The 14,630-nt window shown below is 70.7% G+C and carries 18 protein-coding genes; 13 read left to right on the plus strand and 5 right to left on the minus strand.

What is annotated here, in order from left to right; translation table 11 throughout:
* Window positions 1-46: 46 nt before the first annotated feature.
* Window positions 47-1,165 carry an MFS transporter gene (locus tag AB0M51_RS15520; protein WP_344188813.1) on the plus strand — a complete coding sequence of 373 codons (1,119 nt, stop codon included), beginning with the start codon at window positions 47-49 and terminating at the stop codon, window positions 1,163-1,165.
* Here the strand turns inward: AB0M51_RS15520 and AB0M51_RS15525 are convergent.
* Complete coding sequence (locus AB0M51_RS15525; protein ID WP_363749486.1) at window positions 1,141-2,832, minus strand: signal transduction protein; 1,692 nt, start codon at window positions 2,830-2,832, stop codon at window positions 1,141-1,143. The two genes, AB0M51_RS15520 and AB0M51_RS15525, sit on opposite strands and share 25 nt — an antisense overlap.
* Window positions 2,833-2,936: 104 nt before the next feature.
* Between AB0M51_RS15525 and AB0M51_RS15530 the strand changes: the two genes are divergently transcribed.
* The 10 genes from AB0M51_RS15530 (at window position 2,937) to AB0M51_RS15575 (ending at window position 9,839) form a co-directional block, all read left to right on the plus strand.
* Entirely contained in the window at window positions 2,937-3,410 is a 474-nt protein-coding gene (locus tag AB0M51_RS15530) for a hypothetical protein (protein ID WP_363749487.1), read from the plus strand.
* Window positions 3,411-3,530: 120 nt separating this feature from the next.
* Entirely contained in the window at window positions 3,531-3,701 is a 171-nt protein-coding gene (locus tag AB0M51_RS15535) for a hypothetical protein (RefSeq protein WP_363749488.1), read from the plus strand.
* Between the two features lie 45 nt (window positions 3,702-3,746).
* Window positions 3,747-5,204, plus strand: coding sequence for a recombinase family protein (locus AB0M51_RS15540; RefSeq protein ID WP_363749489.1), 1,458 nt, complete (start codon window positions 3,747-3,749; stop codon window positions 5,202-5,204).
* Window positions 5,205-5,462: 258 nt separating this feature from the next.
* Complete coding sequence (locus AB0M51_RS15545) at window positions 5,463-5,708, plus strand: hypothetical protein (RefSeq protein ID WP_363749490.1); 246 nt, start codon at window positions 5,463-5,465, stop codon at window positions 5,706-5,708.
* A gap of 827 nt (window positions 5,709-6,535) precedes the next feature.
* On the plus strand, window positions 6,536-6,850 hold the full coding sequence (locus tag AB0M51_RS15550; protein WP_363749491.1) for a hypothetical protein: 315 nt from the start codon (window positions 6,536-6,538) through the stop codon (window positions 6,848-6,850).
* Window positions 6,847-7,041, plus strand: a complete 195-nt coding sequence (locus AB0M51_RS15555) for a hypothetical protein (RefSeq protein WP_363749492.1) — start codon at window positions 6,847-6,849, stop codon at window positions 7,039-7,041. Before AB0M51_RS15550 ends, AB0M51_RS15555 begins: the two co-directional genes overlap by 4 nt.
* A complete protein-coding gene (locus AB0M51_RS15560) occupies window positions 7,041-8,030 on the plus strand; it encodes a 2OG-Fe(II) oxygenase (protein WP_363749493.1) in 990 nt (329 codons plus the stop codon). The genes AB0M51_RS15555 and AB0M51_RS15560 overlap by 1 nt, the downstream gene beginning before the upstream one ends.
* The gene (locus tag AB0M51_RS15565; protein ID WP_363749494.1) at window positions 8,027-8,659 is read left to right on the plus strand and encodes a hypothetical protein; all 633 of its coding nucleotides are present in this window, start codon (window positions 8,027-8,029) and stop codon (window positions 8,657-8,659) included. The genes AB0M51_RS15560 and AB0M51_RS15565 overlap by 4 nt, the downstream gene beginning before the upstream one ends.
* Window positions 8,656-8,883 carry a hypothetical protein gene (locus AB0M51_RS15570; protein WP_363749495.1) on the plus strand — a complete coding sequence of 76 codons (228 nt, stop codon included), beginning with the start codon at window positions 8,656-8,658 and terminating at the stop codon, window positions 8,881-8,883. Before AB0M51_RS15565 ends, AB0M51_RS15570 begins: the two co-directional genes overlap by 4 nt.
* Window positions 8,880-9,839: a hypothetical protein gene (locus AB0M51_RS15575; RefSeq protein WP_363749496.1), complete on the plus strand. Its 960-nt coding sequence runs from the start codon at window positions 8,880-8,882 to the stop codon at window positions 9,837-9,839. The genes AB0M51_RS15570 and AB0M51_RS15575 overlap by 4 nt, the downstream gene beginning before the upstream one ends.
* Window positions 9,840-10,087: 248 nt before the next feature.
* On the opposite strand, the gene AB0M51_RS15580 is transcribed toward AB0M51_RS15575, so the two are convergent.
* Entirely contained in the window at window positions 10,088-10,303 is a 216-nt protein-coding gene (locus tag AB0M51_RS15580) for a hypothetical protein (protein WP_363749497.1), read from the minus strand.
* A gap of 151 nt (window positions 10,304-10,454) precedes the next feature.
* Between AB0M51_RS15580 and AB0M51_RS15585 the strand changes: the two genes are divergently transcribed.
* Entirely contained in the window at window positions 10,455-11,639 is a 1,185-nt protein-coding gene (locus AB0M51_RS15585) for a helix-turn-helix transcriptional regulator (RefSeq protein ID WP_363749498.1), read from the plus strand.
* Between the two features lie 203 nt (window positions 11,640-11,842).
* Here the strand turns inward: AB0M51_RS15585 and AB0M51_RS15590 are convergent, their stop codons facing one another.
* The 3 genes from AB0M51_RS15590 to AB0M51_RS15600 are packed head-to-tail and all read right to left on the minus strand — an operon-like array spanning window position 11,843 to window position 13,238.
* Window positions 11,843-12,706 carry a tyrosine-type recombinase/integrase gene (locus AB0M51_RS15590; RefSeq protein ID WP_363749499.1) on the minus strand — a complete coding sequence of 288 codons (864 nt, stop codon included), beginning with the start codon at window positions 12,704-12,706 and terminating at the stop codon, window positions 11,843-11,845.
* A complete protein-coding gene (locus AB0M51_RS15595; protein WP_363749500.1) occupies window positions 12,703-12,981 on the minus strand; it encodes a hypothetical protein in 279 nt (92 codons plus the stop codon). Before AB0M51_RS15595 ends, AB0M51_RS15590 begins: the two co-directional genes overlap by 4 nt.
* Window positions 12,978-13,238: a hypothetical protein gene (locus tag AB0M51_RS15600; RefSeq protein WP_363749871.1), complete on the minus strand. Its 261-nt coding sequence runs from the start codon at window positions 13,236-13,238 to the stop codon at window positions 12,978-12,980. The genes AB0M51_RS15595 and AB0M51_RS15600 overlap by 4 nt, the downstream gene beginning before the upstream one ends.
* Here AB0M51_RS15600 and AB0M51_RS15605 point away from each other — a divergent pair.
* On the plus strand, window positions 13,165-14,616 hold the full coding sequence (locus AB0M51_RS15605; protein ID WP_363749501.1) for an MFS transporter: 1,452 nt from the start codon (window positions 13,165-13,167) through the stop codon (window positions 14,614-14,616). The genes AB0M51_RS15600 and AB0M51_RS15605 overlap by 74 nt on opposite strands.
* Window positions 14,617-14,630 lie beyond the last annotated feature (14 nt).

The following is a 14,630-nucleotide window of genomic DNA, read 5'->3' on the forward strand; positions in this document are numbered from 1 at the left end:
ATTTTATCGGAAGCCGGACAACCACCTCCGCGACGACGATCGTCAGGTGCGGAGATCAATCGGACTGATGGCGGTCGGCCACGCTTGCGTGGACATCTACCAGGGATGCGTTCCGGCACTCGTCCCGTTCCTCGTCGCCGAGCGCGGCCTCGGGTACGTCGCGGTCTCGGGCATCACGCTCGCCGCGACCCTGCTGTCCTCCGTCGTCCAGCCCGTGTTCGGCGTACTCACCGACCGCCGCTCGTCGACCTGGCTGATCCCGGTCGCGATGACGACAGCCGGCCTCGGGATCTCCCTGCTCGGCGTCGGCCACCGGTACTGGCTGATGTGGCTGGCTGCCGCCCTCTCCGGCCTCGGCGTCGCGGCGTACCACCCGGAGGCGGCCCGGATGGCGCGCCTGGTCAGCGGCGGCAGTCACGTCGGGATGAGCTGGTTCTCGGTCGGCGGGAACGTCGGCTTCGCGCTGGCACCGGTGCTGGTCACCCCGATCATCGCCGCCGGCGGTCTGCCACTGACCCCGGTGCTCGTCGTACCGGCGCTGCTGGGCGCCGCGATCACCTCCTGGGCGATCCGTTCACGCGCCACCCGGCCCGTCGTCCGCAGTACGCCGGAGGGCGCCGACGACTGGCCGTCGTTCCTGCGGTTGTCGGTGATCATGGTCTGCCGGTCGATCGTGTTCGTCGGCCTCGGGACCTTCATCGCGCTGTACGCCGGACAGCGCGTCGGCGGCGGGACGACCACCGGCGGGACCGCGCTCTTCGTGCTGTTCTCCTCCGGAGCGCTCGGTACGCTGCTCGGCGGCCGGCTCGCCACCCGGTACGGACGGGTCCGCACGCTGCGGACGTCGTACGCCGTCGCCGTCCCCGCGATCGCGTGCCTGGTGTTCGTCCCAGGGCCGGCCTTCTTCGGGTTCCTCGCGCTGACCGCGATCGCGATGTCGATCCCGTTCTCGCTGCACGTCACGCTCGGGCAGGACTTCCTCCCGGGCCGCGTCGGGACGGCGGGCGGGATGACGCTCGGCCTCGCGGTCAGCGTCGGCGGCGTCGCGACCCCGGTCCTCGGCACGATCGCGGAGCACACGTCGCTCCGGCTCGCCCTCAGCACACTGATCGCGCTCGCCCTGTGCAGCAGCCTGATCGGCTACGCGCTCACCGAACCCGCCTGACGACGCGCCTCCCGCTCGGCGATCCGGCGCTCGACCTTCGCGGCGAGCTCGTCCGGTGTGCACTCCGCGAGGTGGTCGCGGACGAGCAGGTGGATGAACGCGTACTGGCCGTGCCCGGTGCGAGCGAGCACAAACCGATCGGCGGCGTACTGCAGGAACGCCCGGCGCCGCCACGAGAGGTACCCGGTCCACCGCAGCAGCAGGTCGTGCAGCCAGCGGGACAACGGCCCGGCCAGCACCGGCGGCCGCCGGCGCCACGCCTTCGCGGCAACGGCTCCCACCACGATTCCAGCGGCCGCCTCCAGCTGCGGTGACGAGAAGTCGGCTCCGAGCAGTACGGCGATCAGAAACGCAGCCACTGCACCGCCGGCGACCCACACGTCCATACGCCAGGTGTCACCCACCGCGGCGGCCGGCAGGTGGTCCGTGGGCAGCGACTTCACCATACGGATGCCCTGAGCAACCAGGAGCCCGACAGCAGCACCAGCAGCGAACGGACCGGCAGCACCGAGGCTGAGCACGACCCAACTTGCTGCCACTACCGCTAGAAGCCGCACCCCCAGCAGCAACCGCCGCCTGTTGTCGTGGAACACCATCAGCTCGACCCCATAGGCACCGGCAACCAGCGCAGCCTCGATAGCAAGAGCCACCTTGGCCGTGAGCATCTCCACCAGCCCCAACGCAGCAGCCGTCACCGCGACCGTCCCAGCCGTGCCTATCAACAGCACGACCGCATAGAGCAGCACCGGCCGCGGCGCGTTCCCGACAAGCTTCTGCCACGGATGCGGCAGCAGGTGGACGAGCACCAGCGCCGCACCGGCAACAGCCAGCCCGGCGAGTGCGCCGTACTGCGCAATCATCATCAGCGTGGCGCCCGCACTGAGCGCGCCGAACAGGGCCGGTAGACAGACCGCGTGCGTCAGATAGTCCACCTCAGGCAATGCCAGTCCGTACCAACCGTCCGGCGTCATCCACCGCGGTACGGCGGTCCGGTCGCCGGCCCTGCTGCGTGTCCACCAGGCCAGACACCACAGGCGCCGTACTGCGGTCTTGGCGTCGTACTGTCTGCCGGTCTTGCGGTTGCGAGCGAGGACCTCGCAGATGAACGTGTCGAAGAGCTCGCGCCGCAGGTCGGCGACCCCGCCGGCGGCGACGTCCTCGGGCGCACGGTCCTGGTACGCGAGCGTCATCACGTTCAGCATCAGCGGTGAGCTGACCAGGTCCCACAGCTCCTCGTCCTGCTCGATCGCTTCCCGCGCACCGTCCAGCACCGGGCCGACGGCGGCGAAGTAGTCGAGCACCTGTTGCCTGGAGAGCGGTCTGATGTGCACGGCCCCGAACAGGCTCAGTCGGCGCGGCAGGCGCTCGTAGTCGTGCGTCCGGCAGGTGATCGCGAGCTGGCTGACCCGGTAGTTGTGGCGGAGTTCCTCCAGCACCGGTTCGAGCTTGGCGCGGTCCGGCTCGGCGATCTCGTCGAGTCCGTCGAGCAGCAACGCCAGCCGTCCGGCCCGCAACCAGGTCCGTCCGACGCCTGGCGGGATCCGGTAGCGGTCGTTCAGCTCGTACAGCAACCAGCGGACGAAGCCGGCGAGCAAGGCGCTGTCGCCCGGGTCGTCGTCGTTCCGGTGCGACGTCTGCGCGCCCCATCCGGCCAGGTCGAGCACCACCGGGACGGGTTGCTGCTCGTCGGTCTGCGCGAGGGCGGAGAGCCCGGCGGGCCAGGTTCAGCAGCATCGTGGTCTTCCCGGCGCCGGGCGCGCCGAGGATCAGCATGTTGTCCTCGAGGTCGTCGAAGACCGTCGCGATGTCCGCGTCGTCGGGGATCCGGGTGGGCGCGTCGTTCAGCGGCTGCACCAACAGGTCGAACGGACGGACCGCGTCCGGTTTGCCGTCCAGCGCGACCGCGATCCGGGTCCGCGAGGCGAGCGAACCGGCGCGGCGTTCGGACAGGTACCGGTCGACCTGGAGCAGCGCGTTCTGCCGGTTCCGTGGCTGGTCGGCGGTCCGGTTCGAGATCCGCGGCTGCCGCCGGTTCCGTACCTCGAGCAGCGCCGTGCCGACCGCGACGACCCAGAGCACCCCGATCACCGGCCACACCAGGCCGACGTACGGCTCGAGGAACGCGGGTGCGGTGCCGCCGGTGCCGACGTTGATCGCGATCGGCAGCAGCACCACGGTCAGTGACACGGTCACCACGAGCACGGCGCCGCTCACGAAAGACCGCTTCCTCACTCCCGGAGCGTAACGGCCGGGGAGCCCACGTGCCTTGCACCAGGCGCGCCTGCCTCGTCGTACCTGGGTGAAGTCCACGAGGCGGTCCACGGTTGAGGGAATAGCTGTCGGTTCACCTACATTGGTCGGTGATATGACTACTGAGCGGATCGACCGGGCGAGTGTGGGGCTTCGGTCGGAACGGGGCCCGATCCTGCTCGCGGTGATGCTGAGCGTCGGCCTGGTCGCGATCGACGCGACGATCCTGGCCACCGCCGTACCGTCCGTGGTCGCCGACCTCGGCGGCTTCACGCAGTTCCCGTGAGTCGAGTGTTGTCAATACGCCTACTCATCCTGCATGCTGCGATGCATGACTCAGTACGTCGCGTTGTGCTGCCGGATCAGCCGTGACAAGTCCGGCCGAACCGAGGGTGTGCAGGCTCAGGAACGGTGGGGCCGCGAGTACGCCGCTGCCACCTGGCCGGGCGTTCCCGTCGAGGTGTTCGCCGACGGGAACAACTCGGCGATGAACCCGGACGGGCCCCGGCCCGAGCATGACCGGTTCAAGGAGTGGCTAGCCGCGGGCCGGATCGCTCACGTGTGGGCCGTCGAACAGTCCCGCCTCGAGCGTGACGAGCTCCGCTGGTTCGGCCTCGCAGCCGAGCTGGACGCCGCGGGGATCACCCACCTGCACACCAAGCGGGACGGTCTGGTTGACGTGCGCGGCGAGGTGGCCGGCATCAAGGCCGTGCTGAACGCCGGGGAGGTCCGCAAGATGCGGCGGCGGCTGATGGACACGCTCGCGGACAAGGCCGGCCGAGGACTGCCACCAGGCGGCGCGCACGCCTGCTATCGGGGCGCGAAGACCCCGGACGGTGAGAAGACCCTCGAGCCGATCCCGGACCGCGCCGAGGCGTACGCGTGGGCCGCCGACGCCGTGTTGTCCGGCTGGTCAATGGCCAACATCACGACCGAGCTCCGGGCCCGTGGCGTCACCGGTACGCGGGGCGGGGAGCTCGGAGCGTCCTCGGTCCGGTCGACGCTGCTGTCACCCACGATCGCCGGGAAGCGCGTGCACCAGGGCGCCACCGTCCGCGGGAACTGGCCACCCGTGCTGGACGAGCCGACCTGGCGAGCCGTGACCGCGAAGCTGACCGCCGACCGGGTTGTACAGCGCAGCGACGGCGAGGCCCACCTCGTGCGCGGCCGGCGCCGCAACCACCCCGGCCGCAAGTACCTGCTGACCGGCGGCGACCCGTGCCTGGTGGTCTGCGGGGTGTGCGGCTGCGACCTGATCGGGGCGCCGAAGGTTCACCGCAACGGCACCAGCAAACCGCATCTGCTGTGCGCGGTGGTGAAGGGCGGCCGAGCCTGCGTCAGTGTGGCGATGGATCGCGTGGACGAGCTCGTGATGGATCGGCTGTGGGCTGAGCTCGACAAACCGGAGTTCCTGCACGCCCTGGCCGTCGATGAGTACGCCGAACGTCGCGACGCGCTGGTCAAGCAGCTGGGCGACCTTGAGCAGCAGCGGACCGAGCTCGCGAAGATGTGGACCCGCCGTCACCTGACCGCGGCCGAGTGGTCGACGGCCCGGGCTGATCTGGCCGACCAGGAACGGGAGCTGTCCGGCGAGCTGGCCAACCTGCCCGCGCCTCGAGCCCGGGTCGACGTGGCCGAGGCCCGCGAGGCCTGGCCGTACATGACGCTGGACGAGCGACGCGACTTCGTGCGGCTGTTCATCGAGCGAGTCACGATCCACCGGGCCGCGCCGGAGACGAAGCACACCTTTGACCCGAACAGGGTTTCGATTGCATGGCGTGTCCTGTGACCTGAGATCTCACAGGGTTGTAACTTGTCGGTGCACACAGCCGCCGTCGCCGGGAGGATGACGGTCGACCCAGCGCCCCGGTGAGCGGGGCCGGAAAGGCAGAGATACCCCCGGAGGACCCGTCCAGTCCGGCCGGGACCGCCCCCGCAGACAGCCAGTGGCGCCCCCGACAGCCGGGGCTCACAACCTCCGCGGGAAGTCTCTCGGGCTCGCGTACATCCATGCGCGGGCCCCGCCTCGAAAGTTGTGCGCAACCCCATGACCGCATCCGAGACGCTGACCCCTGACCGACGACCCGAAAGCCCGGAAGACCGCGCCGCCCGTACGTCGAACGCCCGCCGTAGCTTGATGACCAAGGCCGCCGTTCGGGCGGTGGATGACCCTGCCCAGCTCGCTAAGGCTGCCCGCATTGTCCGGGCCGCTCTCGCTCGGCGCGTGTTGACTGAGGCCGATCTGCGCGGCGAGATCGTGCAGCCGGCCGACCTCGCCGGCGGTGATCGGTGACATGGAAGAACCCCCGACCGGAGCCAGGGGTTCAACAGTCAGCGAGGCACGCGACTGGTACGACTGTATCGGCTGCCCCCGGCCGCGAGCGGTACGCCGAACCGCTTAGCGACGCTACGAAGGTGGGGCGGCTGGCCGGTCGGGAAGGTGCCGAACCGGCCAGCTCTCGGGACCCCGATGGGCCGACCCTCTCAGCTGCCACGGTACGCGGTAAGGCGGACAACCGAGGAGCTGACGCGCCTGCCCTGGTCGACGGGCCGCGCCCTGCTGTCGAGTGGGTCCGGCGGTTACCGCGACGGTGGACGACCACGCGCGAGCGCCTGGTGCTGATGCTGCTTGCACTCGACACGTTCGACAAGCAGCCGCCGTTCACGTGCTCGCCAAAGCTGGACGACTTGAGCGAGTGGTCAGGCGAGTACAAGGGCCAGGTGTCGGATGCGATCCGGTCACTCGCTGGCCCGGGTCGCGAGGGCCGGCCGCCCCTGATCGAGATCCGCAGAGGTTCCGGCCGAGCGCGGTCCGAGTACCGGCTGTGCACCGAGCACGGTCCTCGTTTGTGGTCCGCGGAGCCCGACCACTACGGGTTGTCCACAGCCCTCGCTAGTGGTCCGGTGAGCCCGACCACAAACGATCCGTTGTGGTCCGGTGTGCCCGACCACAACTTGTGGTCCGGTGTGCCCGACCGCTACGGCGCTAGCGGTCTGCGTAGTGGTCCGGCTAGTGGTCCGGGGAGCCCGACCACTCCCTATCCCTATCCCATGTATCCCCACCCCGCCTCTACAGAACTACAGGAGGACGCACCCAAGAGCGGGCGGCGGAATGACGACGTGCAACGAACCCTCGAGCTGCTCGCCGAGCTCGCCGGCCAGGCGGTCCCGAGCTGCACCGGGGCTGTCCGGGATCAGCTCGGCCGCGGCTGGACACCGCACCAGATCGCGGACCACGTACGCAGCACCGGCGACCCCCGGACTGGTTCGCGCAACGTCGCCGCGGTCGTGCGTTCGAGGGTCGAGCAGATGGACACACCGGCCCCACCGCTGCCGCCGAAGTGCACCAGTTGCGACGCGAGCCGGATGGTCGAGCTACCGGACGGCCGCATGGCCAGATGCCCAACCTGTAACCCGAATCGAGCCGCCTCGTGAAGATCCAGAAGACGTACGCGACCTTGGCGACCCACGCGGTCTGCTCGAGATGCGACCGGACATGGCGCGGCCGCAACGCGCTCGCGGTCGGCGCCCAGCACGCCCGCATCCATGGCCACGAGGTGCGGGCCGTCTGGACCACCTGCGCGGTGTACGACCCCGCCCCACGAAGCCGGAAGGGAACCAGCTGATGCCTGCCCACCACCTGAAGTACTACCGCGTCGCCGCCGAGCCGTACGCCGAGCCCAGCCCGGACGCCGACGTGTTCACGCGGATGCAGCACGCCGACCGCGCCGAGCGGCAGCTGCGCGAACACCTCGCCGCCGGCCACACACCCGCCGTGCTCCTGGTCGCCAGCGAACGCGCCGTGCCCGCCGAGATCGAGCCGGGCGGCCAGCTCTCGCACGTCTTCGCTTGGGCACCCGACGCGGCCGGCACCCAGTTCACCAGCTGGTCCACCCGGCACCACGTCCGCGCCGAGCTCGAGGTGCAAGGCACGCTCACCACCGCCGACCCGTACAGCAGCGACTACGCCGCAGACGGCAGCGTGCACCTCGCACACGCCCGCATCCACCGACTCGTCCTCGCACCCTGGCTCGCCCCGGTCGCCGGCCAGCTCGCCGAGCGGTACGGCGTACCCGTCGACCAGGCGACCGAGCCCGAGCTGCCCGCGGTCGACGCCCGGCCGGCACCCGCCGTGCTGATCCGGCAGGCCCTGCCCGATGACGTGATCGCCGACCTGGTCGACCTGTTCGAGCGCACCGCCGAGTACCCCGACCTGGACGGATACCGGCCACCGCGCCAGCACGCCGCCCTGCCGTGGGACGACTGGGGCCCGCTGATCTCCGAGCTGCTGCACATCGTCGGCGAGGCGTACGGCCTGCCCGTCAACTACGCCACCGCAAGCGTCATGAGCTACACACCCGGCGACCAGTTCGAGCAGCACACCGACCGGGTATCCGAGGTACCCAGCACGTGGGACCGCACCGTCAGCCTGAGCCTGCTGCTCAACCAGCCCGGCCAGGACTTCGCCGGCGGACAGCTCGAGATCAACTGCCAGCCCGTCGAGCTCGAGGCCGGCGACCTGCTCGGCTTCACCGCTGCCACCCCGCACGCCGTCCGACCGATCACAACAGGTCGCAGACTCGTGCTCGTCGCGTTCGGAGAGTACCGACGATGACCGCCGAGCTCGCGCGCGCGACCCCCGTCTTTCCCGTGCAGGGCCCTAGGACATCCACGTCCCTCTGTCTTCACTCACACTGCGGAGGCCCGGTCGACAGCGCTCGAGCGCACGCGGGAGAGGCCTTCGGCGACCGGCTGCAGGCGGCCGAGAATCCGCGCATCCGGCCGAGTGCCGGCGAGCTCGCGCCGCAGCTGACGCGCGGCCTCGAGATGCCGCACAGCGCGCCTGATCTGGACGTGCGCAGCTGGCCGGTTGGCGAGGTGCACGTGCTGTGCCTGACCTGCCTGACGGGCTGGCGTGGACCGGTGGCCCTCGCGGCTGCCGCCGAGCATTCGCGGGCCGAGCTGCATCCGCGGCTGCTGGCGACTGGCGGCCCGCCGCGGGCCGTTCGGGACTGCTGCCGGGCCTGGTGGTGGCTCGCGCCCTCAGAGGGCGGCACGCGGTCGCTGGCGGTCTACCACGGCCAGGGGTGCCGGCGGCCAGGTGAGCGGCGGCCTGTGACGCCGCCAGTTGACCCCGCGCGCCCGACGATCCGGGACCGTCTGGACCCGGTGAGCAGCGATGTCGTTGCCCTCTGGCTGGCGGACTGCCGTGCCAGGAACACCCGATTGGAGACCGACAGATGATGTTCGACCCCGAAGCCAACCGCCCGGATGACGCGCGGTACGTCGACCCGAGCGAGCCGCGACGTACGCCGGCAGAGCTCGGCGAGATCCGCGAGCAGGAGATCCGCGACGGCTGGGCCCGCGTCGCGAAGGAGCAGCGCGCCGAGCAGGAGCGGACGGACCGGGAGCTGGCGCGGCAGACCGAGCGCCTCGCCGCCGACCACCCGGACGGAGCGGACGCGTGAGCCTGCTCGACCGCTGGCGGGTGCGCCAGATCACCGCAGACAACACCACCACCATCACCGAGAGGATCTCGACCATGACCAGTGAGACCGAGCTGCCGACGACCGGGGCCAAGCCGCACCAAGCAGGCGGCGACGCATACAAGCTGCGGGCCGCGCTGCATGCCGTCGACCGGCTGTCGCTGACCACGCTGACGTTTCCGCACGCCCGCGAGTGGTTCGGCCGCGCGGACCAGCTGGCCGCCGAGCTCGAGGCGATGCGGGCGGCGGACGAGGCGACCCGCACCGAGCTGATCGAGGCCCTGGCCGATGGGTCCGTGCCCGCGAACGAGGCCGCCGTGCGGGCGCTCGAGCTGGCACGTGCCGACACCGGCCCGCAGCGAGGGCCGGAGCCGGGGCACGCCCTCGTGACCGCGGCCGCCGATCTCGCGGCGAACCGGGCGCTTGCGGCTGCTCGAGACGGCGAGGCGGCCGAGGCGATGACGATGCTGCGGGCCGAGGGCGAACGTGTCGCTCACTCGGCCGCCGTGCTCCCGGTGCCGTTGAGCGGACTGGCCGCGTTCGGCTACACGTCACGCGAGGCCGAGACGTGGGACCAGCTGATGCAGCTGCTCGAGCGTTGGGAGGCGATCTGTGCCGCTGCGGTCGCGGTACGGCGGGCCGTCAACCGGGATGCCGTTGAGCAACTGGTCGCCGGCATGGGCGGCACGCACCAGGCCGTTCCGGTCCCCGGGTGGGCCAAGGTCGCGCCGGACGGCTGGGAGCTGCCTCCGCTCGAGTCCGAGCACGTGCTGATCCGAGCGAGCATCGAGCGGCAGTTGCGTGCTCAGGCTGCGCAGGAGCGGGCCGCCGAGCAGGCTCGAGAGGAGGCCAACGCGGCATACGCGAAGTCGCAGAAGGGCGGGATTCGTCCGGGCATGCCGGGGTCGAACTCGTTCCCGCCGCTCGGGATGTGGTGAGCTCAACGCACAAGGAACACCCCCGGGACCATGCGCTGGCCCGGGGGTGTTCGTCTGTGTTGCGGTGGGCAACTATCCGTCCCACACGCGCGACCTCTTGAGGGTCGGGTTGTGGCCGATGTGCCTGCCCTTATGGCCGACTCTCTGGACGCACCGTACGCCGTCCCGGGTCGCCTCGCACTTCTCGTACTCGCCGATCCGGTAACCGTTCGGGACGTGCTCCGGCCGGCCTCGATCGTCCCGGGTCGTCATGGCATCTCCGGGTCATCGTGGTACTCCCACGCCGTACCGCTCGGCGCCTCGCTGGCCCGCAGTACCGGCCAGCCGCGGCCGGTCAGCTCCACCGGCTGGCGCTCGCGCGGTGGCTCGAGCAGCTTCCTGATAGCCCGGATCGTGTCCTCGGCCGGCCGCCGCTCGTCCAGGATGTGCCGTACCGTCGCCAGCACCTCAGCGTCGTTGCTCATCGTCTCCCCAGTCCCCGTCTTGTTGGGTCGGCCAGGGCGCCCGGGACTCGCCTTCACCGGGCACGCCCTGACCTGATATCCACCCTGGCGCCGTGTGGCATCGTGGAGGGACAAGAAAGGGACAAACCGCCCGAGCTCGAGGGGGAACCCGATGGATGACATCGGCGTCGCGACCCGCCTGCAGACCCTGCGCAAGCTGCGAGGCGTCACACAAGCCACGCTCGCCCAGCGGGCCCACGTGTCGCTCTCGCTCGTCAAGAAGGTTGAGCAGGGCTCGGCCCCACCCACGCCCGCGTTCGTCGCTCAGGCGGCCCGTGCGCTCGGCGTGAAGCCCGGCTACCTGTACGGCACAGAGCAGTACGACGCCCGCGAGCCGAGCTGGAACGAGGCCCCGGGCATCGCCGACCTGCGGACCGCGGTCGATGCGTACGACGACCCACAGCCCGCCGGCGAACCGCTGCCGCTCGAGTACATCGATGCCCGGCTGACCGAGATCGCCGGCCAGGTGTTCCGGCTGCGGTACGACCAGGCGGCGGCCGAGCTCGCTGGGCTGCTGCACCACCTGTACGTCCTGGTCGCCGAACCCGACCCAACCGGCGTACTCGCCCGCGCCGCGCTGCATGACGCCTACCGGCTGACCGCGACCGTCGCCGGCCGGTTCCGGCAACTGGACCTCGCCGCCACCGCATCCGAGCGGCACATCCAGCTCGCGCCATTCACCGGCGACCCGCACCGAGTCGCAGTGTCGGCGTTCCACCGCTCGAGCCGCCACCTGCAGAACGGCGACTACCGCGCCGGCCTTCGCCTGATCGAGCGGGCCCGCGAACACGTCGACAGCACCGAGACGGGCCGTGCGCTGCAGGTCCAGCTCGATCTACGGTCGGCCGTGCTCGCCGCTCGCGCCGGCGATCTCCCGGAAGCTGACGAGTACCTGCAGGAGGCCCGCGCACTGCAGGAGGCCGAGCCGATCCCGCTACCGATGACGCCGTACCGCGGGCTCGACTCATCCGCGACGAACACCCTCGTGCACTGGGTCGCCGCTCCGGTCGAGCTCGGTGACGGCACCGAGTCGGTACGGCGGTCCGGCCTGGTCGAGATCGTGGACCGTGACCGGCCCGAACGCGTCGGCCACTACTACATCGATCTGTCGCGGGCGTACGTGCTGCACGGCGACGCCGGCCGGGCGCTCGAGGCGCTGGACAAGGCCCGCCGGATCGACCCGCACAACACCCGCCGGCACCCGACCGTACGTGAGACGGTGCTCGCCCTGGCGAAGGGCAAACGCCCGCCCGAAGCGCTGTCCGACTTCGCCACGTGGGCCGGCATCGACAGCTGAAGTAACCGGCTATCGAGCGTTTACCGGTTACGATCCCGACACGGAACGGCCCCGCACCAGGTGAGGAGGTGCGGGGCCGTCGTACGTCGGGGGAAGCTACCGCCGGCGCCTGACCAGCAGCCCAGCCGCGACGCCGAGCAGGAACGTCACACCGCCGATCGTCAGCAGCTCGGCAAGGGGCATCGACACCCGGATTACCTCGGTCACCACTGCTGCCCCCTCAGTTCGAGGCCGCGCACGGCGCTCACCTTCGCGTCCGAGCTCACCTCGGTGTAGATCTGCGTGCTGGCCAGGTTCGCGTGCCGCATCAGCTCCTGCACCACCCGTACGTCCTTCGTTGTCCGCAGCAACCACGTGCCGTACCAGTGCCGCAGCTGATGGGCCGTGACGCCGGGGTGCCCGGCCTTCGCGAACGTGCGTTTAATGACCTTGCCCACGGTCTGCGCTGACACGTGCCCGTCGTCGCTGCCGGGGAACCACAGACCCGAGCTCGGATAACCGCGCCGCAACTGCTCGAGCGCCGGATGCACCGGCAACCAGGCCTCGCGATCGCCCTTCCCGTGCACGTACAACCACCCATCCGCGAAGTGTTCACCGTCCACCTTCGCGATCTCGTGAACCCGCAGCCCGGCACACCGCCCGAGCTCGATGTACGCCCGCGCCCGGTAGCCGGCCACCTCGAGCGCGTCAGCCAGCGCCCGAGAGGACACAGGCCGCGGGACGCTGCGCGGCGCCTTCGGTCGGCGGACCTTGTCCATCGGGTTGTCGTCCCGGTAACCCTGGTCGACCAGCCACGCGAACCACATGCTCGCGCTCGTGTAGTACGTCGACCTGGTCCACGGCTTCCGGCAGTCCGCGAGCCACGCCACGATCTGCCTCGAGCTCACCGCGGCCGGGCCCGCGCCAGCATGTGCGGCCAGCAGCTCGACGTTCACGACCCGGGTCGTGATCGTCTTGTCCGCTGCGCCGCCGGCCCGGTACCAGTCGGCCCACTCCTCGAGCAGCTGCGCGCCGGCCGAGCTCGCGGCGACTGCGACGAGCTGCAGGTGTCCCCGCGCCGCGCTCACTGCCGCCTCACCGCCTCGAGCGCCCGGCCGAGTACGGCGTGCAGCTGCGCCGCCTGACCGACCGTCAACTCCCGCCCCTGGTGCTCCACGATCACCACCGGCTCGGCGTCGCCAGGTGCACGCGACACCGTCACGTGCACATCGGGCGACTCGAGGACGGGGAACACCGCGCCGCACTCGTCCGCGCCGGCCGTCAGCGGGTCGGCCGGGTCCTCGGACAGGTGATGCGTGCACCACGGCTGATGCGGACGCAACTCGATGACAGCAGCGCTCACCGGTCCGCCTCCGGGTCGTCGTGGCGCTCCCACGCCGTCCCCTGCTCGTGTCGGGGCTCGGTGCCGGTGTCGAGCCACGGCGTACCGGCGTCGTCCGGCAGCTCGAGCACGCCGAGCTCGCGCAGTTCCTGGGCTCGCTGCTCGAGCAGCAACCGGACCTGCAGCCCGATCCAGGCGTCCGACTTGCCCTCCCGGACCAACTCCCGCAACTTCGCGACGATCGCCGCGTCCCCGTACTTCCGCGATACTGCACTCACGATCGGAACCAACCTTCCGGTCCAGGCCCCGGCCGGCGCTGAGATCGCCGCGTCCGGGGCCGCCCTCACTCTGAGGGCGTATCGGAAGCATTTCCCGTGGCTGTTCTCGATCTATCTGCTCGCCCAGGCGGTGTCGGTGCCGATCTACGGCAAGCTCGCCGACCAGCGCGGGCGGAAGCCGATGATGCTGCTCGGCGTCGGGTTGTTCCTGCTCGGGTCGGTGCTCTGCGGGTTCGCCTGGAGCATGCCGGCGCTGATCGCGTTCCGGCTGATCCAGGGGCTCGGCGCGGGCGCCATCCAGCCGATCGGGATGACGATCATCGGCGACATCTACACGGTCGCCGAGCGCGCCAAGGTCCAGGGGTACGTCGCCAGTGTCTGGGGGATCTCGTCGTTCGTCGGGCCGACCCTCGGCGGCGTGTTCTCGGACTACATCTCCTGGCGGTGGATCTTCTTCGTGAACATCCCGCTCGGGATCGCGGCAGCCTGGGTGCTGGTCCGCCGGTTCGAGGAGAAGGTCGCGGACAAGACCGGACACACGATCGACTACGCCGGCGCGGTGCTGCTCGCGGCCGGCGGTTCGCTGCTGCTGCTCGGACTGCTCGAGGGCGGCGTGATGTGGGACTGGGGTTCGGCGCGGAGCGTCGTCATCCTGGCCGCGGCCGTCGTACTGCTGGTCGCGTTCGTCCTCGTCGAGCGGCGGGCGGCCGAGCCGATCCTGCCGCTGTGGGTGCTCGGCCAGCGGGTGCTGAACTCGGCGAACTCGGCCGCGTTGCTGATCGGCCTGCTGATGATCGGGCTGTCGACGTACGTGCCGCTGTTCGCGCAGAGCGTCCTCGGTACGTCGGCGTTGATCGCCGGGTTCACGCTCGCCGCGATGACGCTGGGCTGGCCGATCGCGGCGTCGTTCGCGGGGCGGATCTATCTGCGGGTCGGGTTCCGGACGACGATGCTGATGGGCTCGCTGATCGTCGTCCTCGGCTCCGGAATCCTGCTCACGGTCGGCCCGCGGAGCTCCGTCCTGCATCTGGCCGTCGCGTGTTTCGTCATCGGTGTCGGGCTCGGCTTCTCCGCCTCGCCGTCGGTGGTCGCCGCGCAGTCGTCGGTCGACTGGCAGACCCGCGGCGTGGTGACCGGCGCGAACATGTTCTCCCGCTCGGTCGGCAGCGCGGTCGGGGTCGCGGTCTTCGGCGCGGTCGCGAACGGCGTCGTCGCGGCCCGCCTCGGCGACGACCACGCCGACCTCGAGAAGGTGCCCGCCGGCATCCTCGCCCCCGCCGTCCACGACGTGTACTACGGCGCCGCCGCGGCCGCCCTCCTCCTGGTCGTCGCCGTTCTCTTCATGCCGAACCGCATCACCGAACGCCCGCTGCGGTAGCTAGGGCGACGTGC

The sequence above is a fragment of the Kribbella sp. NPDC051137 genome, from assembly GCF_040682535.1.
GTDB lineage: Bacteria > Actinomycetota > Actinomycetes > Propionibacteriales > Kribbellaceae > Kribbella > Kribbella karoonensis.

Coding starts and splice junctions, on each gene's coding strand:
- AB0M51_RS15530 (WP_363749487.1), top strand. CDS start 2,937: ATGTTGTCCTCGAGGTCGTCGAAGACCGTCGCGATGTCCGCGTCGTCG.
- AB0M51_RS15535 (WP_363749488.1), top strand. CDS start 3,531: ATGACTACTGAGCGGATCGACCGGGCGAGTGTGGGGCTTCGGTCGGAA.
- AB0M51_RS15540 (WP_363749489.1), top strand. CDS start 3,747: ATGACTCAGTACGTCGCGTTGTGCTGCCGGATCAGCCGTGACAAGTCC.
- AB0M51_RS15545 (WP_363749490.1), top strand. CDS start 5,463: ATGACCGCATCCGAGACGCTGACCCCTGACCGACGACCCGAAAGCCCG.
- AB0M51_RS15560 (WP_363749493.1), top strand. CDS start 7,041: ATGCCTGCCCACCACCTGAAGTACTACCGCGTCGCCGCCGAGCCGTAC.
- AB0M51_RS15565 (WP_363749494.1), top strand. CDS start 8,027: ATGACCGCCGAGCTCGCGCGCGCGACCCCCGTCTTTCCCGTGCAGGGC.
- AB0M51_RS15570 (WP_363749495.1), top strand. CDS start 8,656: ATGATGTTCGACCCCGAAGCCAACCGCCCGGATGACGCGCGGTACGTC.
- AB0M51_RS15580 (WP_363749497.1), bottom strand. CDS start 10,303: ATGAGCAACGACGCTGAGGTGCTGGCGACGGTACGGCACATCCTGGAC.
- AB0M51_RS15585 (WP_363749498.1), top strand. CDS start 10,455: ATGGATGACATCGGCGTCGCGACCCGCCTGCAGACCCTGCGCAAGCTG.